Annotated in this window: 23 protein-coding genes; 19 read left to right on the top strand and 4 right to left on the bottom strand. The window is 71.9% G+C overall.

Annotation, left to right across the window (positions count from 1 at the left end):
* Window positions 1–43 precede the first annotated feature (43 nt).
* The 12 genes from ACIBU0_RS25440 (at window position 44) to ACIBU0_RS25385 (ending at window position 12670) form a co-directional block, all read left to right on the top strand.
* Window positions 44–889 (top strand): inositol monophosphatase family protein, encoded by an 846-nt coding sequence (locus ACIBU0_RS25440; protein ID WP_398822176.1) that lies wholly within the window; start codon window positions 44–46, stop codon window positions 887–889.
* A 175-nt stretch (window positions 890–1064) separates the two neighbouring features.
* Window positions 1065–2477 (top strand): phytoene desaturase family protein, encoded by a 1413-nt coding sequence (locus tag ACIBU0_RS25435; RefSeq protein WP_398822782.1) that lies wholly within the window; start codon window positions 1065–1067, stop codon window positions 2475–2477.
* A gap of 130 nt (window positions 2478–2607) precedes the next feature.
* A complete protein-coding gene (locus ACIBU0_RS25430; protein WP_398822173.1) occupies window positions 2608–3843 on the top strand; it encodes an SCO3242 family prenyltransferase in 1236 nt (411 codons plus the stop codon).
* 33 nt (window positions 3844–3876) lie between these two features.
* Window positions 3877–4725: a sugar phosphate isomerase/epimerase family protein gene (locus ACIBU0_RS25425; RefSeq protein WP_398822170.1), complete on the top strand. Its 849-nt coding sequence runs from the start codon at window positions 3877–3879 to the stop codon at window positions 4723–4725.
* 58 nt (window positions 4726–4783) lie between these two features.
* On the top strand, window positions 4784–5488 hold the full coding sequence (locus tag ACIBU0_RS25420) for an EboA domain-containing protein (RefSeq protein ID WP_398822167.1): 705 nt from the start codon (window positions 4784–4786) through the stop codon (window positions 5486–5488).
* Between the two features lie 2 nt (window positions 5489–5490).
* Entirely contained in the window at window positions 5491–6345 is an 855-nt protein-coding gene (locus tag ACIBU0_RS25415) for a TatD family hydrolase (RefSeq protein WP_398822164.1), read from the top strand.
* 7 nt (window positions 6346–6352) lie between these two features.
* Entirely contained in the window at window positions 6353–7510 is a 1158-nt protein-coding gene (gene eboE, locus ACIBU0_RS25410; protein ID WP_398822161.1) for a metabolite traffic protein EboE, read from the top strand.
* Window positions 7507–8907 (top strand): alkaline phosphatase family protein, encoded by a 1401-nt coding sequence (locus ACIBU0_RS25405; RefSeq protein ID WP_398822158.1) that lies wholly within the window; start codon window positions 7507–7509, stop codon window positions 8905–8907. The genes eboE and ACIBU0_RS25405 overlap by 4 nt, the downstream gene beginning before the upstream one ends.
* Window positions 8904–10091, top strand: a complete 1188-nt coding sequence (locus tag ACIBU0_RS25400; RefSeq protein ID WP_398822154.1) for a cytochrome P450 — start codon at window positions 8904–8906, stop codon at window positions 10089–10091. The genes ACIBU0_RS25405 and ACIBU0_RS25400 overlap by 4 nt, the downstream gene beginning before the upstream one ends.
* A gap of 38 nt (window positions 10092–10129) precedes the next feature.
* Entirely contained in the window at window positions 10130–10639 is a 510-nt protein-coding gene (locus ACIBU0_RS25395; protein WP_398822151.1) for an O-acetyl-ADP-ribose deacetylase, read from the top strand.
* A 28-nt stretch (window positions 10640–10667) separates the two neighbouring features.
* On the top strand, window positions 10668–12197 hold the full coding sequence (locus tag ACIBU0_RS25390) for an FAD-dependent monooxygenase (protein ID WP_398822148.1): 1530 nt from the start codon (window positions 10668–10670) through the stop codon (window positions 12195–12197).
* A 32-nt stretch (window positions 12198–12229) separates the two neighbouring features.
* Window positions 12230–12670, top strand: a complete 441-nt coding sequence (locus ACIBU0_RS25385; RefSeq protein WP_398822145.1) for a hypothetical protein — start codon at window positions 12230–12232, stop codon at window positions 12668–12670.
* A 9-nt stretch (window positions 12671–12679) separates the two neighbouring features.
* Here ACIBU0_RS25385 and ACIBU0_RS25380 read toward each other — a convergent pair whose 3' ends face one another.
* Window positions 12680–13042 (bottom strand): ArsR/SmtB family transcription factor, encoded by a 363-nt coding sequence (locus ACIBU0_RS25380; protein WP_398822136.1) that lies wholly within the window; start codon window positions 13040–13042, stop codon window positions 12680–12682.
* Between the two features lie 191 nt (window positions 13043–13233).
* Here ACIBU0_RS25380 and ACIBU0_RS25375 point away from each other — a divergent pair, with 191 nt between their 5' ends.
* Complete coding sequence (locus ACIBU0_RS25375; RefSeq protein ID WP_398822779.1) at window positions 13234–14706, top strand: AlkA N-terminal domain-containing protein; 1473 nt, start codon at window positions 13234–13236, stop codon at window positions 14704–14706.
* 10 nt (window positions 14707–14716) lie between these two features.
* Window positions 14717–15199, top strand: a complete 483-nt coding sequence (locus ACIBU0_RS25370; protein WP_398822133.1) for a methylated-DNA--[protein]-cysteine S-methyltransferase — start codon at window positions 14717–14719, stop codon at window positions 15197–15199.
* 44 nt (window positions 15200–15243) lie between these two features.
* Here ACIBU0_RS25370 and ACIBU0_RS25365 read toward each other — a convergent pair whose 3' ends face one another.
* Window positions 15244–15615 carry a VOC family protein gene (locus ACIBU0_RS25365; protein WP_398822130.1) on the bottom strand — a complete coding sequence of 124 codons (372 nt, stop codon included), beginning with the start codon at window positions 15613–15615 and terminating at the stop codon, window positions 15244–15246.
* A gap of 180 nt (window positions 15616–15795) precedes the next feature.
* Between ACIBU0_RS25365 and ACIBU0_RS25360 the strand changes: the two genes are divergently transcribed.
* The 4 genes from ACIBU0_RS25360 (at window position 15796) to ACIBU0_RS25345 (ending at window position 19416) form a co-directional block, all read left to right on the top strand.
* Window positions 15796–16431 carry a hypothetical protein gene (locus tag ACIBU0_RS25360; protein WP_398822127.1) on the top strand — a complete coding sequence of 212 codons (636 nt, stop codon included), beginning with the start codon at window positions 15796–15798 and terminating at the stop codon, window positions 16429–16431.
* Window positions 16432–16554: 123 nt separating this feature from the next.
* Window positions 16555–16767: a ferredoxin gene (locus ACIBU0_RS25355; RefSeq protein ID WP_398822124.1), complete on the top strand. Its 213-nt coding sequence runs from the start codon at window positions 16555–16557 to the stop codon at window positions 16765–16767.
* Window positions 16757–18148, top strand: a complete 1392-nt coding sequence (locus ACIBU0_RS25350; protein ID WP_398822121.1) for an NAD(P)/FAD-dependent oxidoreductase — start codon at window positions 16757–16759, stop codon at window positions 18146–18148. The genes ACIBU0_RS25355 and ACIBU0_RS25350 overlap by 11 nt, the downstream gene beginning before the upstream one ends.
* 32 nt (window positions 18149–18180) lie before the next feature.
* Window positions 18181–19416 carry a cytochrome P450 gene (locus ACIBU0_RS25345; protein ID WP_398822118.1) on the top strand — a complete coding sequence of 412 codons (1236 nt, stop codon included), beginning with the start codon at window positions 18181–18183 and terminating at the stop codon, window positions 19414–19416.
* Window positions 19417–19422: 6 nt separating this feature from the next.
* Here the strand turns inward: ACIBU0_RS25345 and ACIBU0_RS25340 are convergent, their stop codons facing one another.
* Window positions 19423–20148: an SIR2 family NAD-dependent protein deacylase gene (locus ACIBU0_RS25340; RefSeq protein WP_398822115.1), complete on the bottom strand. Its 726-nt coding sequence runs from the start codon at window positions 20146–20148 to the stop codon at window positions 19423–19425.
* A gap of 891 nt (window positions 20149–21039) precedes the next feature.
* Here ACIBU0_RS25340 and ACIBU0_RS25335 point away from each other — a divergent pair.
* On the top strand, window positions 21040–21240 hold the full coding sequence (locus ACIBU0_RS25335; RefSeq protein ID WP_398822112.1) for a DUF2191 domain-containing protein: 201 nt from the start codon (window positions 21040–21042) through the stop codon (window positions 21238–21240).
* A gap of 12 nt (window positions 21241–21252) precedes the next feature.
* Here ACIBU0_RS25335 and ACIBU0_RS25330 read toward each other — a convergent pair whose 3' ends face one another.
* Window positions 21253–21747 carry an NUDIX domain-containing protein gene (locus tag ACIBU0_RS25330; protein WP_398822109.1) on the bottom strand — a complete coding sequence of 165 codons (495 nt, stop codon included), beginning with the start codon at window positions 21745–21747 and terminating at the stop codon, window positions 21253–21255.

Genomic DNA, 21747 nt, shown 5'->3' with positions numbered 1-21747 from the left:
CGTGCGGGCCGGGTTTGTCAGTGCGGCGTGCTCTCATTGAGGGGTGATCGGATACAACGAAACCATCGAAGAGTTTCTCGCACAGCGCTCGGTCGACGTGGAGGAAGCGGTCCGCAAGGCCGCCGCGGCCGAGATCATGCCGCGCTTCCGGCAGCTCGCCGCGCACGAGATCGTCCAGAAGAGCGGACCGCACGACCTGGTGACGGACGCCGACCGGCTCGCCGAGCAGTACCTCACCGAGGTACTCGGCGAGCTCCTGCCCGGCTCGGTCGTGGTCGGCGAGGAGGCGGTGCACGCCAACCCGGTGACGTACGACGCGCTACAGGGCGACGCGCCCGTCTGGATCATCGACCCCGTCGACGGCACCCGCCAGTTCGTGCACGGAGACGACGGCTTCTGCACGCTGGTCGCCCTCGCCCGGCGCGGCGTCCTGCTCGCCTCCTGGACGTACGCCCCGGCCCGCGACCAACTGGCCACGGCGATACGGGGCCAGGGCGCTTTCCTCGACGGCGAGCGGCTGCACTCCGGATCCCCGGAACCCGGCCGGGACCTCGAAGTCGCCACCTCCCACCCGGACTACACGACCGACGAGCAGAAGCGGGCCCTGACGGGGCTGTGGACCGACGGCGTTGCGCCGCGCGCGTGCGGCTCGGCCGGGCTGGAGTATCTCGCCGTGGCTCGGGGCGAGTTGGACGCCACAGCGTTCAGCTGGGAGGCCGCGTGGGACCATGCGGCGGGCATCCTTCTGGTCGAGGAGGCGGGCGGCGCCCACCTGACCCGCACGGGGGAGCCGTTCCGCATCACGGGCGGCAACGCGCTGCCGTTCACGACGGCGCGGGATGCGGCGACGGCTCGGCGGGTGGCGGGGTTGTTGTCCGGCGGAGCGTGACGACCCACCTACGCTGTGCCTGCCCAGGGGCGTGGGGAGCTGCGCGACAAGCCCCCACGCACCCGCAGCCGCGATCCAACCGACCGACCCGAGCTCTTGGGCGATGCTCCAGCACCCGGGCATATCCTGACCTTCAATGGCCGTCGGCTGACAAAGGAGTCCGAAGGTGCCGTCGATGCTCGATGCGGTCGTGGTGGGTGCGGGACCGAACGGACTGACCGCTGCCGTGGAGCTGGCCCGCCGCGGCTTCTCCGTGGCCGTGTTCGAGGCGCGTGACACCGTCGGCGGCGGTGCCCGCACGGAGGAGCTCACCCTGCCGGGCTTCCGGCACGACCCGTGCTCCGCCGCGCACCCGCTCGGCATCAACTCGCCCGTGTTCCGGACCATGCCGCTCGACCGCTACGGCCTTCAGTGGCTGCACGCGGACCTGCCCATGGCGCACCCCTTCACCGACGGCACGGCCGCCGTGCTGTCCCGGTCCGTCGCCGAGACCGCCGCCTCCTTCGGCCCGCGCGACGCGGGGACGTACCGCCGACTGGTCGAGCCGTTCCTGGCGAAATGGGACACGCTGGCCCGTGACTTCATGTCCCTGCCCCTCACCGCGCTCCCGCGCGACCCGGTCACCCTCGCCCGCTTCGGGCTCGTCGGGCTGCCCCCGTCGACCTGGCTGATGCGCCTCTTCCGGGACGAGCGGGCGAGGACTTTGTTCTCCGGCCTCGTCGCGCACGTGATGGCGCCGCTCGGCGGCTTCGCCACCGGCGCCATCGGCCTGGTCTTCGCGCTCTCCGCCCACGCGCGCGGCTGGCCCGTGGCCCGGGGCGGCTCCCAGTCGATCTCCGACGCGCTCACCGCGTATCTGGAAGACCTCGGCGGCACCGTCCACACCGACTACGAGGTCAAGCGGCTCGACGACCTGCCGCCCGCGCGCGCGTACGTCTTCGACACCTCACCCACCGCCCTGGCCCGCATCGCGGGCTTCGGCCGGTACTACGAGGGTTACCGTTACGGCCCCGCCGCGTTCAAGATCGACTACGCACTGGACGGCCCGGTGCCGTGGACCGCTCCTCAGGCCCGGCGGGCCGGCACCGTGCAGATCGGCGCGGACAGCGCGGAGATCGGCACGGCACTGCGGGCCGCGTCCCGAGAGGGCCGGGCGCCCGACAAACCGTTCATGATCACGGTGCAGCCGAGCGTCGTCGACCCCACCCGGGCCCCCGAGGGCAAGCAGGTCTTCTGGGCGTACGGTCATGTGCCGAACGGCTGGACCGGAGACCTCACGGACGCCATCGAGCGCCAACTGGAGCGCTTCGCCCCGGGGTTCCGCGACCGCGTCCTCGCCCGCGCCACGGCCGGCCCCGCCGAACTCGCCGCCCGCAACGCCAACTACGTCGGCGGGGACATCGCCTCCGGCGCGGCCTCCGGCCTCCAACTCCTGCTGCGGCCAAGGCTGTCGCTCTTCCCCTACCGCACCCCGCACCCGGCGGTCTTCATCTGCTCGTCGGCGACTCCGCCCGGACCGGGCGTGCACGGCATGTCGGGGCACAACGCGGCCAAGGCGGTGTGGCGGAGGCTCCGGCAGGCGCCGTGAGTTTGCTCAAATGACCCACGTTTACCGGTAGTTGGTGGCTCACGGTAAGGGAAAGCCGTGTCTTCTTTGTCACTTCTCTTACCGGGGGGTAGGTACCTGAACGTTTAACGGCCGCGAGTAAGGTGCGGCCATGAAAGATCGGAAAGCGGTTGCCCGCTTCGGATCCCGGTCTGCCGTGCGCCTCACCGACCTCGCCCTGCTCGTCAGGGCACCGGCCGCGCTGAGTGTTCCCGGTGACGTGATCGCGGGAGCGGCCGCCGCCGGACGCCCGCTGGGCGCCCGCACCATCGGAGTGATCGGTTCCTCCGTGTGCCTCTACTGGGCCGGTATGGCCCTCAACGACTACGCCGACGCCGCGGTGGACTCCGTCGAGCGGCCGGAACGACCTGTGCCGTCGGGGCGCGTTCCCCGGCGTACCGCGCTCGCCGTGGCCGGGGGGCTCACTGCGGCGGGGCTCGGTCTGGCCGCGGCTGCGGGTGGGCGCCGGAGTCTTCTCGGAGCGGTTCCGCTGGCGGGACTGATCTGGGCGTACGACCTCAAGCTCAAGGACACGCCTGCGGGTGCGGTCGCGATGGCGGGGGCTCGCACGCTGGACGTTCTGGCCGGAGCGGTGGCCTCCGGCGGGGGCGCCGGGTCGGTCGGCGGTGCGGTGCGGCGTGCCGTTGTGCCTGCTGCGCTGGTCGGTGTGCATACCGGGACGTTGATGGCTCTCAGTCGGCACGAGGTCGGTGGGGCGCCGGTGCGGGTGCCTGCGGCGACTTTGGCCGTGTCTACGGCGACGGCGATTGCGACGGCCGCCGTTCCGGTTGCCCGAGACGCCTCAGGAAGTGCCGCGCCGCCTCGTCGGGCGGCCGCTGCGCCGTCGTGGCTGGTCGCGCAGTTCCCCGCGCCCCTTAGGGGCGTTGCCGGCGCCGCCCCCCTCAGGAAGCCCCGCATCACGCCCTCCGGAAACCTCGGCACCACCCCCTCCGCAATGCTCCGCACCATCCCCTCCGCAATGCTCCGCACCATCCCCTCCGCAATGCTCCGCACCATCCCCTCCGCAATGCTCCGCACCGCTCCCTCCGCAATGCTCCGCACCGCTCCCTCCGCAATGCTCCGCATCACCCCCTCCGGAAAGTTCCGTACCGCCGTCACCGTCGCCGGTGCTGTCGCCTACCTCGGCACCTACGGCACCGCCCAGGTCCGTGCCCTCCGCGAGCCCTCGGGGGAGAACGTACGACGTGCCGTCGGCGCCGGAATTCTCGGGCTGATGCCCCTTCAGGCGGCGTTGACCGCGCGCGGTGGGGCGCCCGTCGTTGCCGCGGCGCTCGGTGTCGTCCATCCCCTCGCGCGGCGGCTGGCCCGGCGCATATCGCCCACCTGAGACCTACCCACCTCCGTGTGAGGAACTGGCACCATGAGACCTCCCCCCACCCCCCTCAAGTTCGGCTACGGCACCAACGGCTTCACGAACCACCGGCTGACGGACGTCCTCGCCGTCCTCGCCGACCTCGGGTACGACGGCGTCGCCCTCACCCTCGACCACAACCACCTCGACCCGTACGCCGACGACCTGCCACGGCGCGTCGGCGCCCTCGCCCGGCAGCTCGCGCGGCACGGCCTGGACGTCACGGTGGAGACGGGCGCGCCCTACCTCCTCGATCCCTGGGGCAAGCACCTGCCGACGCTGATGTCGGACGGCTCCGAGGTCAGGATCGACCTGCTGCGCCGCGCGCTGCGGATCGCGGCCGACCTCGGCTCGCCCACCGTCCACCTGTGCAGCGGCCCCGCGCCGGACGGGCTGCCGGAGCAGGACGCGTGGAAGCGGCTCGGGGCCGGAGTCGAGGCCGCGCTGGAGACGGCGCAGGAGTACGGGGTGGCGCTGGCCTTCGAGCCGGAGCCGTACATGTTCGTCGACACGGTGGAGCGCTGCCTGCGCCTCGCCGAACTGGTCGACGGACATCCCCTGTTCGGGATCACCCTGGACGTCGGCCACGCGCACTGCGTGGAGGAACGTCCGCTGCTCGACTGCGTGGGTCGAGCCGCCCCGCTGCTGCGCAACGTGCAGATCGAGGACATGCGGCGCGGCATCCACCAGCACCTCGAATTCGGGGCCGGCGAGATCGACTTCCCGCCCGTGCTCGCCGCCCTGCGCGGGCTCGGACACCGCGGCCTGGTCTCCGTGGAGATCCAGGGCGGCTCGCTCGACGCGCCTGATGTCGCCCGCCGCTCGATCGAGTTCCTGCGCGCTGCCGCGGCGGCATAGGCCCGGCCCGCGTCCCCCCAACTGCTCAACTCCGCCCACCATCCAAGAGGTTGTCCTCATGGCTGCCATGATCGCGTCCCCCACGGCCCCGGCAGATCCCCTCCACCCGTACCCCGCCCTGATCGCCGCCCTGGACGACACGGCCCGCACCTGGCTGGACGAGAGCGCCGCCGAGGTGGCGGCCGAACCCGTCGCCGTACGACGGCTCTTCCCCGCCGCCCGCAGGCGCTGCGGGCACGCCCGCCTCGACGCGTACTGGACCGTCGACGAGGCGGCCCGCGCCGTCCTGCTCACCGCGCTGCCCCTGCGTGGCCCGTCCCTCGCCGACGAGGTCGTCCGCCTCCACCGCCACGGCGACCCGGCGGAACAGCGCGCCGTCCTGCGCACCCTGCCGCTGCTTGACCTGGGCGACCTCGCGCTGCCCCTCGTACGGGAAACCCTGCGCGGCAACGACACCACCCTGATCGAGGCCGCCCTCGGTCCGTACGCCGCCGCGCACCTCCCGGACGCCGAGTACCGCCAGGCCGTACTGAAGTGCGTCTTCTGCGAGATCCCGCTCGACCGCGTCACCGGCCTCGACACCCGCGCCGACCACGAACTGGCCCGTATGCTCGCCGACTTCGCCCACGAGCGGATCGCCGCGGGACGGGACGTACCCCACGACATCCTGCCGGTCGTCCGCGCCTTCCCGGACGTCATCGGCCCGGAACTCCAGCACGCACTCACGGACCGACTCACGGACGTACTCAAGGAAGAGGGCTGACCGTGCGCATCTTCGACCCCCACATCCACATGACCTCCCGCACGACCGACGACTACGAGGCGATGTACGCCGCCGGAGTGCGCGCCGTCGTCGAGCCCGCCTTCTGGCTGGGCCAGCCCCGCACCTCGCCGGAGAGCTTCTACGACTACTTCGACGGGCTGCTGGGCTGGGAGCCGCACCGCGCCGCCCAGTTCGGCATCCAGCACTTCTGCACCATCGCGCTCAACCCGAAGGAGGCGAACGACCCGCGCTGCGTCCCGGTCCTGGACGAACTGGACCGCTACCTCGCCAAGGACCGGGTCGTCGCCGTCGGCGAGATCGGCTACGACTCGATGACCCCTCAGGAGGACGAGGCGCTCGCCCGCCAGCTCCAGCTCGCCGTCGAGCACGAGCTGCCCGCCCTGGTGCACACCCCGCACCGCGACAAGGCGGCCGGCACCCGGCGCACCCTGGACGTCGTACGGGAGTCCGGCATCGCCCCCGAGCTCGTCGTCCTCGACCACCTCAACGAGCTCACCGTCGGCATGGTGCTCGACAGCGGCTGCTGGGCCGGGTTCTCGGTCTACCCGAAGACCAAGATGAGCGAGGACCGGATGGTCGAGATCCTCAAGGAGCACGGGACGGCCCGGATGCTCGTCAACTCCGCCGCCGACTGGGGGCGTTCGGACCCGCTCAAGACCCGGAAGACGGCTGACGCGATGCTCGCCGCCGGGTTCGGCGACGACGCCGTCGACGAGGTGCTGTGGCGCAACCCGGTCGCCTTCTACGGCCAGAGCGGGCGGCTGGACCTGGAGGAACCCAAGCCGGACGAGGAAGCCACCTTCCAGGGCAACTCCATACGTCGCGGGGGAGCGTGAGCGTCCCGTGCGGTTCCTGCATCCGGACGGAACGACCGTCCACCTCGGCTACTGCAGCAACGTTCACCAGGCGGAGGACCTGGAGGGTGTCATCGCCCAGCTCGCCGAGTACGCCGAGCCCGTGCGCGAGCGGCTCGGGGCCGGCCGGCTCGGCATCGGGTTGTGGCTGGCCCGGGGCGTCGTCACCGAACTCGCCGAGGACGAAGGCGCGTTGGGGCGGCTGAAGAGCGAGCTGCGGGCACGCGGGCTGGAGACCGTCACCCTCAACGCCTTCCCGTACGCCGGGTTCCACCGCGAGATCGTCAAGAAGGACGTGTACGTACCCGACTGGGCCGACGAGGCCCGGCTGAAGTACACCCTGGACTGCGCCCGCGTCCTCGCCGCGCTCCTCCCGGACGACGTCGACCACGGCAGTGTCTCCACCCTGCCGCTCGCGTGGCGCACCCCGTGGACGCCCGCCTGTGCCGAAGAGGCCCGGCACGCCCTGGAGCGGCTGACCACCGGGCTCGCCGCGCTGGAGGCGTGGACGGGCCGCCGTATCCGCGTCGGCTTCGAACCGGAACCGGGGTGCGTCGTCGAGACCACCACCCAGGCGGTACGGGAACTGGGCGGACTGGACCCCGACCGGCTCGGCATCTGCCTCGACGCCTGCCATCTCGCCGTCCAGTTCGAGCGGCCGGCCGAGGCGCTGCGGCGGCTCGCGGAGGCCGGGCTGCCGGTCGTCAAACTCCAGGCGTCCTGCGCCGTGGAGGCCGAGCACCCGGCCGACCCCGCCGCCCGCGCGGCGCTGCACCGGCTCGCCGAACCCCGGTTCCTGCACCAGACCCGTACGACGGCCGACGGCGACGTCCTCGGCGTCGACGACCTCCCCGACGCCCTCGACGGCGGCCTTCCCGCCGACGGCGGCCCCTGGCGCGTCCACTTCCACGCCCCGCTGCACACCGCGCCCGAACCCCCGCTGCGTACGACCGCCGGACAGCTCGACCAGGTCCTGGCCGGACTGCTGGGCGGGACCTCGGCCGCCTGCGGCCACATCGAGGTCGAGACCTACACCTGGTCCGTCCTCCCCGAACCGCCCGCCGACCTGCCCGGCGGCATCGCCGCCGAACTCGCCTGGGCCCGCGGCCGGTTGACCGGCCTCGGCCTCAAGGAGGACCCCTCATGACCGCTCCAGCCGGCCGCGTGGTCGTACTCGACATCGTCGGCCTGACCCCGAAGCTCCTCAAGCACATGCCCGCCGTCGCCGCCCTCGGCGAACGCGGCTTCCAGGCCCGGCTCGACACCGTGCTCCCCGCCGTCACCTGCACCGTCCAGTCCACCCTCCTCACCGGCGAACCCCCCTCCACGCACGGCGCGGTGGCGAACGGCTGGTACTTCCGCGACCTCGGCGAGGTGCTGCTCTGGCGCCAGCACAACGCGCTCGTCGGCGGCGAGAAGATCTGGGAGACGGCCCGCAGGACCCACCCCGACTACAAGGTCGCCAACATCTGCTGGTGGTACGCGATGGGCGCCGACGTCGACTGGACGGTCACCCCGCGCCCCGTCTACTACTCCGACGGCCGCAAGGAACCCGACTGCTACACCTGGCCGCCGTCCCTGCACGACGAACTCACCGACCGTATCGGCCCGTTCCCCCTGTTCACCTACTGGGGCCCGAACGCGGGCATGCCCTCCACCCGGTGGATCCTTGCCGCCGCCCGCCAGGTCTTCGACGAGCACCGCCCCGACCTCACGCTCGTCTACATCCCGCAGATGGACTACGAGCCCCAGCGCTCCGGCCCCGACTCACCGGAGACCCTCCGCGCCGCCCGCCGGCTGGACGACGCGCTGCGCCCGTTGATCGACCACTTCCTGCGCGAGGGCGCCACCGTCGTCGCGCTCAGCGAGTACGGCATCACGCCCGCCTCCCGCCCCGTCGACATCAACCGGGCCCTGCGCCGGGCCGGACTGCTGGAGGTGTACACCCAGGACGGCATGGAGTACCTCGACCCGTGGACCTCACGCGCCTTCGCGGTCGCCGACCACCAGATCGCCCACGTCTACGTCCGCGACCCGGCCGACACGGCGACGGTCGCGAAGATCATCGGTGAACTCGATGGCGTGCAGCAGGTGCTGGACGCCGAAGGCAAGGCGGCCCACGGCCTGGACCACGAGCGCTCCGGCGAACTCGTCGCCCTCGCCGACCCCGACGCCTGGTTCACCTACTACTACTGGCTGGACGACGACCGCGCCCCCGACTTCGCCCGCCAGGTGGAGATCCACCGCAAGCCCGGCTACGACCCCGCCGAGCTCCTCTACGACGAGACCGTCCCGGCGGTGAAGCTGCGCGCCGTCGGCCAGGTCGCCCGCAAGAAGCTCGGCTTCCGCTACCGCCTCAAGACCGTCCCCCTCGACCCGTCCGGCGTCCGCGGCAGCCACGGCCGCCTGCCCACCGACCCCGACCACGGCCCCGTACTGCTGTGCTCGGAGCCGGACCGGGCGCGCGAGGCCTACGCCGCCACCGAGGTCAAGTCCCTGCTGCTCGGCCTAGCGGGCCTGTCCACCGAAGGAACTGCGCCATGACGACCCACCCGCCCCTCCCCACGGTCCGCCCCCTCCTCGACCCCGCCCCCGAGTACGCCAAGTGGCAGGCCGAGCAGCCGATCAGGCGGGTGGCGATCTGGGGCGACCGCACCCCGTGGCTGATCACCCGCCACGCCGACGCCTGCGCCGTTCTCGCCGACCAGCGGTTCAGCGCCGACGCGAACCACCCCGGCTTCCCCCACACCCGCCCCGGAGCACCGCCGCAGGCGCCCGGCCTGTTCCACCAGATGGACCCGCCGGACCACACCCGGCTGCGCCGCATGCTGATCCCCGACTTCACCTTCCGCCGCATCGAGCAGCTGGAGGGCACGATCCAGCGGATCTGCGACGACCTGCTGGACGCGATGACGGACGGCGGAGCGACACAGGCGGACCTGGTCGCGTCGTACGCACTGCCCCTGCCCACGCTCGCCGTCTGCGAGCTGCTCGGCGTTCCCTACGAGGACCACGGCTTCTTCCGTGACAAGTCCAACGCCCTCACCAGCGTCGCCGGCGACCCGGCCCAGGCGATGGCCGCCCGCATGGCGCTCTACGGCTATCTGCGCGCGCTCATCGAGCGGCGGGCGCACGAGCCCGCCGACGACCTCGTCTCCCGGCTGGCGACGGAGCGCGTGGCGACCGGCGAGGCCACCCTCGACGAGGCCACCGGCATGGTCTCGCTCCTGCTCATCGCGGGCCACGAGACGACGGCGAACATGTTCCCGCTGGCCGTGGTGGCCCTGCTGGAGAACCCCGCCCAGCTCGACGCCCTGCGCGCCGACGAGTCGCGGTGGCCGGATGCCGTGGAGGAACTCCTGCGCCATCTGACCGTCATCCACTCCGGGATACGACGGATCGCCACGGAGGACGTGGAGCTGTCGGGGGTCCGCATCCGCGCGGGCGAGGGCGTGATCGTGGCACTCCAGGCCGCCAACCGCGACCCCGCCGCGTACCCCCACCCCGACGCCCTCGACGTCGGCCGCGACGCGAGCGGCCACGTCGCCTTCGGGCACGGTCTGCATCAGTGCCTCGGCCAGTCGCTGGCCCGCACCGAACTCCGCCTCGGCCTGTCCACCCTCTTCCGCAGGCTCCCCACCCTGCGCCTGACGGCCGAGCCCGACTCGCTCGCCCTCTCGACGAGCACGGTCCACGGGGTGCGGTCACTGCCCGTCGCCTGGGAATGAGGCTGTCGTCGGTGGTCATGCCTGTTATAGAGGCAGACATGACCACCATCAGACTCGTTCAGGGCGACATCACACGCGAGAGCGCGGACGCGATCGTGAACGCGGCGAACTCCTCCCTCCTCGGCGGGGGAGGAGTCGACGGCGCCATCCACCGCCGCGGCGGCCCCGCGATCCTCGACGAGTGCCGCACCCTGCGCGCCTCCCGGTACGGCAAGGGCCTGCCCACCGGCCAGGCGGTCGCCACCACGGCGGGGAAGCTGGACGCGCGGTGGGTGATCCACACGGTGGGCCCGGTCTGGTCGGCCACCGAGGACCGCTCGGAGCTGCTGGCCTCCTGCTACCGGGAGTCGCTGCGGGTGGCCGACGAGCTGGGCGCGAAGACGGTCGCCTTCCCGGCGATCTCCACCGGAATCTACGGCTGGCCCATGGACGACGGCGCCCGGATCGCGGTGGAGACGGTGCGGGCGGCGGACACGGCCGTCGAGGAGGTGCGGTTCGTGCTCTTCGACGAGCGGGCGTACGAGGCGTTCGCCGCGCGACTCCGGTAGCGGACGGGCAGCTGGTTACCGTGGACACATGACCGCACCCCTGGATGTGCTGGTGGTCGGCGCGGGGCCCACGGGGCTCGCCCTGGCCGCGCAACTGCGCGCCCACGGCAGCGAGTTCCGCATCGTCGACCGTTCCCTCGACCGCGTGCGCGAGTCCCGGGCGCTGGGCATCCAGCCCCGCACTCTGGAGGCGCTGGCGGGCCTCGGCGTGACCGACCGGCTCGTGGCCCGCGGCAATCCCGCGATGCAGCTGCGCCTGCACCTGGCCCGGCGCACGGTGTCGCTACCGCTCTTCGACATCGGGCTGCCCGACACCCCGTACCCCTTCCTGCTGTTCCTCGCGCAGGCCGAGACGGAGAGCATCCTGGGCGAGCACCTGACCGCGCGGGACGTGTCGGTCGAACGCGGCATCGAGCTGGTCGGGCTGGAGCGGCAGGGGCCGCACGTCGTCTGCCGGCTGCGGGGCCGCGACGGCGCGGAGGAATCGGTGGCGGCGCGCTACGTCGTCGGCTGCGACGGCGCCCACAGCACGGTGCGCGCCCGGGCGGGCATCGGCTTCGAGGGCTATGCCTACCCGCAGACGTACCTGCTCGCCGACCTGGAGGTGGAAGGGCTGGAGCCGGGCGCCGTGCACTCGTACATGACCGGTGCCGGCATGCTGTTCTTCTTCCCGCTGGGTTCGCCGGCGCCTTGGCGGATGCTCGCCATGCGGCCCTCCGACGCCCCCGACGGCGAGGTGACCCTGCCGCTGCTGCAGCGGATCGCCGATCGGTACGGTGCCAAGGGGCTGCTCCTGCGTGATCCCGTCTGGATGACCGACTTCCGGCTCCACAACCGCGGTGCCGCCCGATACCGGTCCGGGCCCTTCTTCCTCGCGGGCGACGCGGCCCACATCCACAGTCCGGCCGGGGCGCAGGGCATGAACACCGGCATCCAGGACGCCCTCAACCTGGGCTGGAAGCTGGCCCTGGTGTGCCGGGGCGCCGCACCGGAGGACCTGCTGGACACGTACGGCATCGAACGCGCCCCGGTCGGCCGGCACGTACGGCGGTTCACCGACCGCGCGTTCGTCATCGGCACCAGCCCGAACCCTGTCCTGCGGTTCGCCCGCGCCCGACTCGTTCCGCGTCTGGCCCCGTTGGCGGTACGTGCCACGGCACCCCGCGGGTGGGTCTTCCGCGCCGTCTCCGAACTCGGCATCCACTACCGCCGCAGTCCCGTCTCGGCGACGGGCACCCGGCCGCCCCGGCGCGGCCCCCGGGCCGGTGACCGGCTGCCCGACCGGCCGCGCGGGCTCCAGGAGCGGATCGCCGCCCCCGGCTGGCATCTGCTCCTGACCGGCCCGCCCCACCTCTGGCCGGACCAGCGGCTCGCCCCCGTCCTGGAGGGACGGGCCGAACTGATCACCGTCCACCGCCTCGACGACCGTGGTCCCTGGCCGGGCGTCGCCCAGGGACTCGTACGCCCCGACGGCCACCTCGGTTACGTCGCGCGCGGTGCCGAGCCGGCGGGGCTGCGGGCCTACGTGGATCGCTGGCTGCCGACGACGGTCCGGTGAACGGGCGCTGATGTCGATCCGTACCACTCTTCGTGCAGTCACACCGAGGAATCGCGGCAAGCACCGCGACGGCAGGCAGTCTGGTTCTCCTGCTCCTGGTCACGGCGTGCGGCGGGGGTGAGGACAAGGGATCCGCCGCGAAGAGCGGTCCGACGCATGTGTCCGCCACCCGGGCCGGTGTCGTGGCTCCGGCGAAGGTCGAGGTCATCGCCGACCTGGCGGGCTGCAAGGTCAAGATCCGGACCGAGGCGGACGAACTGCGCGAGGGCGTCTGTCACTCGGAGAAGGGCGACTGGCTCATCACCACGTTCCCGCAGGAGAAGTACAAGCTGACCTGGTTGGACGCGGCGGCCGTGTACGGCGGCAAGTACCTCGTCGGCACCCGCTGGGTGGTCAGCGCGAAACCCGAGCTGCTGGAGCAACTCCGTCCCCGACTGGGCGGAACCGTCCAGGAGTTGAAGGGAACGTCCTGACGGGGACGGTCACTCGGCCGCGTCGCTGACCCCCAGGCGCAGATGCTCGACGTGGTACACGGCCTGGTCGAGCAGCTCGGCGACATGGTGGTCGTGCAGCGCGTACACGACCGACCGGCCGCGCCGCTCACCCACCACCAGGCCGAGGTTGCGCAGCAGCCGCAGCTGGTGCGAGCACGCGGACTGCTCCATGCCCACCTCCGCCGCCAACTCGGTGGCCGGCAGTGACCCCTCGCGCAGGCGCGCCAGGATCAGCAGCCGGGACGGGGTGGAGAGGGCCTGGAGGGTGGTGGCCACCTTGGCGACATTGGCCGTGTCCAGGCGTACGCGCTCGGTGGCGTCCTGCGCGGCGGTGACGGCTCCATGACCCATGAGCCGTCACCTACCCGTCGCGCATGAACACATGAATGGTTCTTCATGTATACGCGGCCTGCGCGTCCCGCAGGGGTGCGGCACCTTCCGGTGATCGTGATCCGCCCGATCCCAGGACAGCCGAGGTTGATGTCGGATTCTCGCCAGCCCTCGCCCCGCACGTGGTCGAAGCTGGACGCATGCAGAAGGGGATGCACACCGACACCGAGCGCTGCGTGCGCGCCGTCCAGTCCAAGGACGCCCGCTTCGACGGCTGGTTCTTCACGGCGGTCGTCACGACCGGGATCTACTGCCGGCCCAGCTGTCCGGTGGTCGCGCCCAAGCCGCGGAACATGCGGTTCTATCCGAGCGCCGCCGCCTGCCAGCAGGCCGGGTTCCGGGCCTGCAAGCGCTGCCGCCCGGACACCAGCCCCGGCTCCCCGCAGTGGAACCAGCGCGCCGACCTCGTGGCCCGCGCCATGCGGCTGATCGCCGACGGCGTCGTGGATCGCGAGGGTGTGCCGGGCCTCGCCGCCCGGCTCGGCTACAGCACCCGGCAGGTCGAACGCCAGCTCCTCGCCGAACTCGGCGCGGGCCCGCTCGCCCTGGCCCGCGCCCAGCGCGCCCAGGCGGCCCGCCTCCTCATCGAGACGACACCCCTGCCGATGGCGGACATCGCCTTCGCGGCCGGTTTCGCCTCCATCCGTGCCTTCAACGACACGGTCCGCGAAGTCTTCGCCTTGTCGCCCACCGACCTGCGCGCCCGAGCACCCCGCCCGGGCACCTCGGCGAACACCGCCGGCGCCCTGACCCTGCGCCTGCCGTTCCGCGCCCCCCTCAACCCCGACAACCTCTTCGGCCACCTCGCGGCGACCGCCGTCCCCGGGGTCGAGGAGTGGCGGGACGGCGCCTACCGGCGCACGCTCCGGCTGCCGTACGGCCACGGCATCGTGGCCCTCACCCCGCGCTCCGACCACATCGCCTGCCGCCTCACCCTCAGCGACCTGCGCGATCTGACCGTCGCGATCAGCCGGTGCCGCCGGATGCTCGACCTGGACGCCGACCCGGTCGCGATCGACGACCAGCTGCGCACGGATCCCCTCCTCGCACCCCTGGTCGACAAGGCACCCGGCCGCCGGGTCCCGCGCACGGTCGACGAGGCCGAGTTCGCCGTACGGGCGGTCCTCGGCCAGCAGGTCTCCACAGCGGCGGCCCGCACGCACGCCGCCCGCCTGGTCACCGCCCACGGCGAACGGATCGACGACCCCGAGGGCGGCCTCACCCACCTCTTCCCGGCGCCCGAGGCGCTGGCCTCCGTGGACCCGGAGTCACTGGCGATGCCCCGCACCCGCCGGACGACCTTCACCACGCTGGTCGGCCAACTCGCCGACGGCGAAGTGCGCCTGGGTCCGGACAGCGACTGGCCGCAGACCCGTGCCCGGCTCCTGACCCTCCCCGGCTTCGGCCCCTGGACGGTCGACGTCATCGCGATGCGCGCCCTCGGCGACCCCGACGCCTTCCTCCCCACCGACCTCGGAATCCGCCGCGCCGCCCAGGAGCTGGGCCTCCCCTCGACACCGGCGGCCCTCACGGCCCGGGCGGCCGCCTGGCGCCCCTGGCGGGCGTACGCCGTCCAGTACCTGTGGGCGACGGACAGCCACCCGATCAACTTCCTTCCCGTATAAGGAAAAGCCAGTGAGACAGCACACCGTCATCGACAGCCCGTACGGCCCGCTCACCCTCGTCGCCGAGGACGGCGTCCTGTGCGGCCTCTACATGACCGGCCAACGCCACCGCCCGCCCGAGGACACCTTCGGGGAGCGCGACGAGACACCCTTCGGCGCGGTGATCGACCAACTGCACGCTTATTTCGCGGGCGAGTTGAAGGAATTCACCCTCGAACTGCACCTGAGCGGCACCGAGTTCCAACGCCGCGTGTGGGACCAGCTCCGCCGGATCCCCTACGGCGAGACCCGCTCCTACGGCCAACTCGCCGACGCCCTCGGCAACTCCGGCGCCTCCCGAGCCGTGGGCCTCGCCAACGGCAGGAACCCGATCGGCATCATCGTCCCCTGCCACCGCGTCGTCGGCGCGAACGGCGGCCTCACCGGATACGGCGGCGGCCTGGACCGCAAGCAGCGCCTGCTGGACCTCGAGGGCGGTACGGCGCTGTTCTGAACCTGGTCCGAAACAGTGCGCCGGGTGCCGAGCGCGTCGGCGCCTCAGCCGGCCGCCCGCTCCGCCGCACCCCGCTCCATGCAGAACTCGTTGCCCTCCGGGTCGGCCAGGACCGCCCAGCCCCTGCCGTCCGGGGCCCTGCGGTCGTCGACCAGGGTGGCGCCGAGGGCGAGGAGTCGCTCGACCTCTTCGTCCCGGGTGCGGTCCTGCGGCTGGAGATCCAGGTGCACCCGGTTCTTGACGGTCTTCGGCTCGGGGACGGTCACGAACAGCAGCCCCGCACCCTCGATCAGCACGTCCTCGTCGCCCGGCCTGTCGTCCTCGTGCACGGGCAGACCCAGGACCTGCGACCAGAAGCCGGCGAGGCGGTAGGCGTCGGCGGAGTCGATGGTCGTGTGGCGGATGGCAGAAGTCATGCCACGGATTCTGATCCGTTCACCGGGCCCGCGCAGTGGCTTTTCGGCCCGCGGCCGCGTCCTGCCTGATCAAGCATCTGTATGGCGCACTGCGGTCTCCCTCCCGAGTGACCCCGGTGGCGCGAGGTCCGCGATCGCCGGTGTCTGTACGAAGGAGCAGCAGGCAGAAAGCGAGAAACCATGGAACCGAAGGACAAGCGCCTCGCGACCCCCTGGGCCGCCGGGGTGGCCGGCGTGGTCTTCGCGGTCCTGATGGCCACGGCGATCGTCCTGGTGCGCATCGCTCTGCCCGACGGCGGGGACGACGTGAGCGTCGACGCCGGACGGCGCGGTGCCGTGCGGACGGCCCTGGAGCTGCTCCCGTTCGCCGGGATCGCGTTCCTGTGGTTCATGGGCGCCCTGCGGGAGCAGGCCGGAGAGGGCGAGGACCGGTTCGTGTCCACCGTGTTCCTGGGCAGCGGCCTGGTCTTCGTCGCCACCCTGTTCGGCGCCGCCGCGGCGGCCGGGACCGTGCTCGACGAGAGCGGGCAGCAAGGCTCTCCCTTCGGCCGCGACTTCGCGTACGCCCTGCTCACCACGTACGCCATGCGGATGGCCGCGGTCTTCGTCCTCACGACCTCGACCCTCGGCCGTCGGCTCGGCGTCCTCCCGCGCCCGCTCGTCGTCCTCGGCTACCTGGCGGGCCTGACACTGCTCGTGGTGGGATCGAACGTGGCCTGGTCCGAACTGGTCTTCCCGGCCTGGGCGCTGATCCTCAGCCTGAACATCCTGCGGGGCCGACGTCCCGCCGCGGCACGGCCCGCCGCTCGGACCTGATCGGGCCGCACCACTCACCCGAACGGTCTTCTCCTCGTCGTCGCTTCCCGTCCGGCCACCCAGAGTGGTCGAAGGGGGTTCACCGGGCCATTGGAGAGGACCGATCCCGTGGTAAGGATTGCCGTGGATCTGAACCGCTGTCAGGGGTACATGCAGTGCGCGTTCCTCGCCCCCGAGGTCTTCGCCATGCACGGTGAGGAGGCGCTGCTGTACGACCCGGACGTCGACGAGGCACAGCGTGAGCAGCTGGCCCGGGCCGCCGCGGCGTGCCCCGTCCAGGCCATCCTGGTCGATGCCGTGGACGTACCGGCCGAGGCGGTCTCCGATGCTCGGTGACGGATCCCTGGAACGGCTCAGGCGCGATGGCCGCCTCGTCGTCGTCGGCGCCTCGCTGGCGGGTCTGCGAGCCGCGGAAACCCTGCGGGAGAAGGGCTTCGCGGGCGACCTGACGGTGATCGGCGACGAGCCGCACGCGCCGTACGACCGGCCCCCGCTGTCCAAGCAGGTGCTGCTGGGCAGGGCCAGGGCCGAGCACACCGCGCTGCCCAGGCTCCGCGCCGTCGACGCGACGTGGCGTCTCGGCGTCGCGGCCACCGGCCTGGACATGGCCGCCAGACGGGTGCGGCTGGCCGACGGCGACGAGGTGCCGTACGACCGGCTGCTGATCACCACCGGCGTGCGGGCGCGCCCGTGGCCGCACGAGGCCGAGGCGGAACTCGACGGCGTCTTCGTGCTGCGGGGCCGCGACGACAGTGCCGCGCTCGCACGTCGGCTCGACGCCGGCCCCAGGCGGGTCCTCGTCATCGGTGCCGGGTTCACCGGCTCGGAGATCGCCTCCGCCTGCCGCGAACGCGGCATCCCCGTCACCGTCGCCGAACGCGGCGCGGCACCCTTGGTCGGCGCACTCGGCGGAGTGGTCGGCGCGGTCGCCGCCGAGATACAGCGCGAGCACGGGGTGGACCTGCGGTGCGGGGTCATGGTGACCGCTCTGGAGGGCGACGCCGCCGGGCGGGTGCGCGCCGCGCAGCTGTCCGACGGCTCCACCGTGGAGACCGACGTGGTGATCGTCTCGCTCGGCGCCACCCGCAACACCGAATGGCTCGCGGGTTCCGGACTTGGGGCCGGCCCCCGCGGCATCGCCTGCGACGCGGGCTGCCGTGCTTTCGACATCCGCGGCATCGTCACCGACGACATCTACGCGGCCGGCGATGTCGCCCGCTGCCCGCACCCCCTGTTCGGCTACCAGTTCCTGTCCCTGGAGCACTGGGGCAACGCCGTCACCCAGGCCCGGATCGCCGCGCACAACATGCTCAGCGAGAGCACCGACCGCGTTCCCCACATGGAGGTGCCGGCCTTCTGGTCCTCGCAGTTCGGCGTCAACATCAAGTCGGTCGGGGTGCCGTCGCTCGGCACGGAGATCCTCGTCGCGCAGGGCTCGCTCAAGGAGCACCGGTTCGTCGGCGTCTACGGATACCAGGGGCGCGTCATCGGTGCCGTCGCCTTCGACCAGGGCCGGTGGCTGCCGTTCTACCAGGAGCTGATCGAGGCCACCGCGCCGTTCCCGCCACCGTTCGCCACGGTCGACCGGCGCCCCGATGGACAGCGGCCGCTCGACGCGGACTTCCCCGACCCGTCGGTCCCCACCCACGGCCCCACCGTCACCGTCAGCGGATACTCGCCGGCCGAACGCCGGATGACCTTCACCCCGGCGCACTGACCCGCACGGCCACGAGGACCCTAGGACTCGCCATGACGCAATCCCTGCTGCACCAGATCCTGGACCACGCCAACCGAGCCAATCCCTACCCGCTCTACGAAGAGCTGCGCAAGACGCCGGTCCACCACGAGGCCGACGGGCCGTACGTCGTCAGCACCTACTACGAGATCCGCAGCCTCCTGCACGATCCCCGCATCAGCTCCGACGCCCGCAACCTGGCCTCGACCGCACACGACCCGCTCGCCGAGCCGGCCCCGGAGGAGAGTGCTCTGCCGCCCGGCTTCCTGCGGCTCGACCCTCCCGAACACGACCGGATGCGCCGCATGACGAACCGGCCCTTCGGCCCACCGCACTCGCCCCACCGGGTCGACGGGATGCGCGGGGAGCTTCACGGCATCGTCTCCGGCCTCATCGACGGCATCGCAGACCCGGGCCGGATCGACCTGGTCGAACAGTTCTCGTACCCCTTCCCGGTGACCGTGATCTGCCGGCTGCTCGGCGTGCCGCGCGAGGACGAGGCGCGCTTCCACACCTGGGCGGACACCCTCGCCGCGAGCCTGGACCCCGACCCGGACGCGGATCCCACCGAGCGGGGCAAGGGTGCGCACGACGCCCGCATGCAACTGGGCATGTACCTGGCGGGCCTGATCGAGGAGCGCCGCAAGAACCCCGGGGAGGACATGCTCTCCCAGCTGGCGACGGCCAAGGGCGGGGACGGGCCGATGACCACGATGGAACTGCTCAGCACCGCCGCGTTGCTGCTGATCGCGGGCCACGAGACCACGGTCAACCTCATCACCAACGGAATGCTGACCCTGCTGCGCCATCCCGACGTCCTCCAGCGGCTGCGCGACGATCCCCGGCTGGCCGTGCCCATCGTCGAGGAGCTGCTGCGCTTCGAGCCGCCGGTCCAGCTGGTGCCGCAGCGCACCCCCCTCGCCGACATCGAGGTCCGCGGAGTCACCATCCCCAAGGGCGCCTCCCTCTGGCTGGTCCTCGCGGCGGGCAACCGAGATCCCCAGCGCTTCGAGGACCCCGACCGCTTCGACCCCGACCGCCCCGACATCCAGCACCTCGGCCTCGGCAGCGGCATCCACAGCTGCTTCGGCGCACCGCTCGCCCGCCTGGAGACCCAGTTCGCCCTGTCGGAGCTGGCCCGGAGACTGGAGAACCCACGTCTCCTCGAGGACCCGCCCCCGTACCGGGAGAACGCCGTGCTGCGTGGCCCGAGGCACCTGCACATCGCCTGCGACGGGATTCGCCCCTAGCTCTGCCTAGCCGGCGAGCTCCCGCAGCAGCTTCGGCAGCGCGGTGCCGATGGGCTCCCGCACCACCTCGTCGGCGAGTTCGTCGTACGGTGTCGGCTCGGCGTTGACGATGATCAGCCGTGCTCCGCGATCGGCGGCCACTCCGGCGAGCCCTGCGGCGGGCTGCACCTGGAGGCTGGTGCCGACTGCGATGAAGACCTGGCACGCCTTGGTGATCGCGACTGCCTCACCGAGGACCACCGGGTCGAGCCGCTCGCCGAACATCACCGTCGCCGACTTCAGGATCCCGCCGCACTCCAGACACGGCGGATCCTCCTCACCGGCCCCGACCCGGGCGAGGGCGTCCTCCATCGGCCCGCGCGCATGGCACTTCGTGCACACCACCTGCCGTGCGGTGCCGTGCAGTTCGAGCACCTTACGGGCGGGCATCCCGGCGAGCTGGTGCAGCCCGTCCACGTTCTGCGTGATCACCCGCACCGGCACGCCGGACCGCTCCAGCTCGGCGACGGCGAGGTGCGCCGCGTTCGGCTCGGCCTTCAGCGTCCGGTTCTTCCGCCGCATCTGCCACGAGCGCCGCCGGATCTCGGGATCGCCCATGTAGTACTCGTACGTCACGAGCTTCTCGGCTTCGGGATCCTTGCGCCACAGTCCGTTGGGGCCGCGATAATCAGGGATCCCGGAATCGGTGGAGATACCTGCGCCGCTGAGGATGGCGATGAGAGGCCTGTTCATAGGCCGAGCGTAGGGTGCCGGCCTGCTCAGAGCTAACGGATATCGAGAGGTACTGCCCCTTGAGTGGGGCTCCTCCCTGATGATTCTCGTTGGGTGTTGCCGACTGTCCGGCCTGGAGAAGTCATTGCCCATTTACGGGAGGACGACCTCTATTTCGTAGTTTCAAGCAGTCGAGAACTTCAGCTGTGCATCGCAGCGGATCTGCGTTGCTCTTGGGAGTGGCTCGGCGAATTTCCCCGCCTTACGCGGTTGACGTTGGAGACTTCCGTGCCCGACATCGATGTGACTTCGCTGCGGCAAGTTTTTTTCCCTCCGCACTCTTCTGTTGCCCGCCGGAACGAGGGTCGCTGCCCGGGTGGCTGCTCTTGGTCCGCGAGGCTTCTCTTCCGTGCGGCGGCCTCTTGGACTCCGGCGTGCGCTGCGGCCCGCTGCGACGCGCGCGAGGTGCTTACGCCGCACTCGTCGGGCGATGTCCGCATTCGGCTTGTTGGCCACGGTTACCAGCAAGCGCGCGAAGACGATCAAGCCGTCCAGCCGCTCGCCGTTCGGTGCCGCCACACTCTTGAGGTCTTTCAACGCCCTTTGGGACACTGGGCGGACGACGCGATAGGCAATCGAGCCGTCAGGCATGCGAACCCGCTTGCCCTTCCATGCCGAGGTGTCGGGTTCCTCATACGTGTAGACGTGCTGGCCAAGTCACCCCCGTGCGCCCGCTGTATTAAGTCATCGGCCATGGCGCGAGGTTGCTTCCGTCCATGCTCTGCTCGGTGGAGATACCGGCGCCGCTGAGCAGGGCGACGAGGGGCTTGGTCATGCTGCCGGGGGTAGGACGGGCGTCCTGGGGGCGGCGAGTGGATATTCGAACGGACGGTGTCGTGCTAGCGTCCGCGCATGGCCAAGGTCAGCGTGTCTCTCGATGCCGAACTCGTCGTGGAGGTCATGGTTCTCGCGGGGGTGGGCAACCCGCAGGACGCCGTGGAGCTCGTCGTCCGCGACTACATCGAGCGCGGTCACCGCACCGAGGCCCGTGTCGCCGAACGCGACGAGGCGCTGCGCGTGGCCGACGTGAAGCCGCGGGACGTCGAGGGCTGAGGCCGGGCCCGGTCAGCCCACCCGGTGCCCGTTCTCCAGCTCCACCGTGCCCCCGCCGTCCGCCAGGACCTCCAGCGCGGCCAGCACACGGCGGCCGAGGGAGCCGGGCAGGTACGCCGGCACGTCCTGCGGGGCCACGACCCGCCAGGACAGCAGCTCCTCCTCCTGCAGCCGGATCGCCTTGAAGTCGTCCTCACCGAGGACCCCGCCGTCGTACAGATAGGCCACCAGCGGCGGCCGCCCCGCCCCGTGCACCCAGTCCACCGCGAGCAGCCGGCCGAGCTCCCGGTCCAGGCCGATCTCCTCGGCCGTCTCGCGGCGCGCGCCCTGCCGCGGTGTCTCACCGTCGTCGGACTCGATCGTGCCGCCCGGAAGTGCCCAGCCCTCACGGTAGTTGGGCTCCACGAGCAGCACGCGGCCCTCCTCGTCCCGGAAGAGGGCGGCGGCACCGGCGAGGACACGGGGGAGACCCGCGATGTACGTGGCGAAGTCTTGCGTGGTGGTCAT

It is taken from the genome of Streptomyces sp. NPDC049627 (assembly GCF_044465645.1).
In the GTDB taxonomy this organism is placed as follows: Bacteria; Actinomycetota; Actinomycetes; order Streptomycetales; family Streptomycetaceae; genus Streptomyces.
Note: the sequence above shows the minus strand (reverse complement) of the source record. Positions and strands in the feature narration are given on the sequence as shown.

Coding starts and splice junctions, on each gene's coding strand:
- ACIBU0_RS25380 (WP_398822136.1), bottom strand. CDS start 13,042: ATGGGTCATGGAGCCGTCACCGCCGCGCAGGACGCCACCGAGCGCGTA.
- ACIBU0_RS25420 (WP_398822167.1), top strand. CDS start 4,784: ATGGCTGCCATGATCGCGTCCCCCACGGCCCCGGCAGATCCCCTCCAC.
- ACIBU0_RS25350 (WP_398822121.1), top strand. CDS start 16,757: ATGCTCGGTGACGGATCCCTGGAACGGCTCAGGCGCGATGGCCGCCTC.
- ACIBU0_RS25360 (WP_398822127.1), top strand. CDS start 15,796: ATGGAACCGAAGGACAAGCGCCTCGCGACCCCCTGGGCCGCCGGGGTG.
- ACIBU0_RS25425 (WP_398822170.1), top strand. CDS start 3,877: ATGAGACCTCCCCCCACCCCCCTCAAGTTCGGCTACGGCACCAACGGC.
- ACIBU0_RS25435 (WP_398822782.1), top strand. CDS start 1,065: ATGCTCGATGCGGTCGTGGTGGGTGCGGGACCGAACGGACTGACCGCT.
- ACIBU0_RS25345 (WP_398822118.1), top strand. CDS start 18,181: ATGACGCAATCCCTGCTGCACCAGATCCTGGACCACGCCAACCGAGCC.
- ACIBU0_RS25400 (WP_398822154.1), top strand. CDS start 8,904: ATGACGACCCACCCGCCCCTCCCCACGGTCCGCCCCCTCCTCGACCCC.
- ACIBU0_RS25405 (WP_398822158.1), top strand. CDS start 7,507: ATGACCGCTCCAGCCGGCCGCGTGGTCGTACTCGACATCGTCGGCCTG.
- ACIBU0_RS25375 (WP_398822779.1), top strand. CDS start 13,234: ATGCACACCGACACCGAGCGCTGCGTGCGCGCCGTCCAGTCCAAGGAC.
- ACIBU0_RS25365 (WP_398822130.1), bottom strand. CDS start 15,615: ATGACTTCTGCCATCCGCCACACGACCATCGACTCCGCCGACGCCTAC.
- ACIBU0_RS25395 (WP_398822151.1), top strand. CDS start 10,130: ATGACCACCATCAGACTCGTTCAGGGCGACATCACACGCGAGAGCGCG.
- ACIBU0_RS25335 (WP_398822112.1), top strand. CDS start 21,040: ATGGCCAAGGTCAGCGTGTCTCTCGATGCCGAACTCGTCGTGGAGGTC.
- ACIBU0_RS25430 (WP_398822173.1), top strand. CDS start 2,608: ATGAAAGATCGGAAAGCGGTTGCCCGCTTCGGATCCCGGTCTGCCGTG.
- ACIBU0_RS25330 (WP_398822109.1), bottom strand. CDS start 21,747: ATGACCACCACGCAAGACTTCGCCACGTACATCGCGGGTCTCCCCCGT.
- ACIBU0_RS25390 (WP_398822148.1), top strand. CDS start 10,668: ATGACCGCACCCCTGGATGTGCTGGTGGTCGGCGCGGGGCCCACGGGG.
- ACIBU0_RS25340 (WP_398822115.1), bottom strand. CDS start 20,148: ATGAACAGGCCTCTCATCGCCATCCTCAGCGGCGCAGGTATCTCCACC.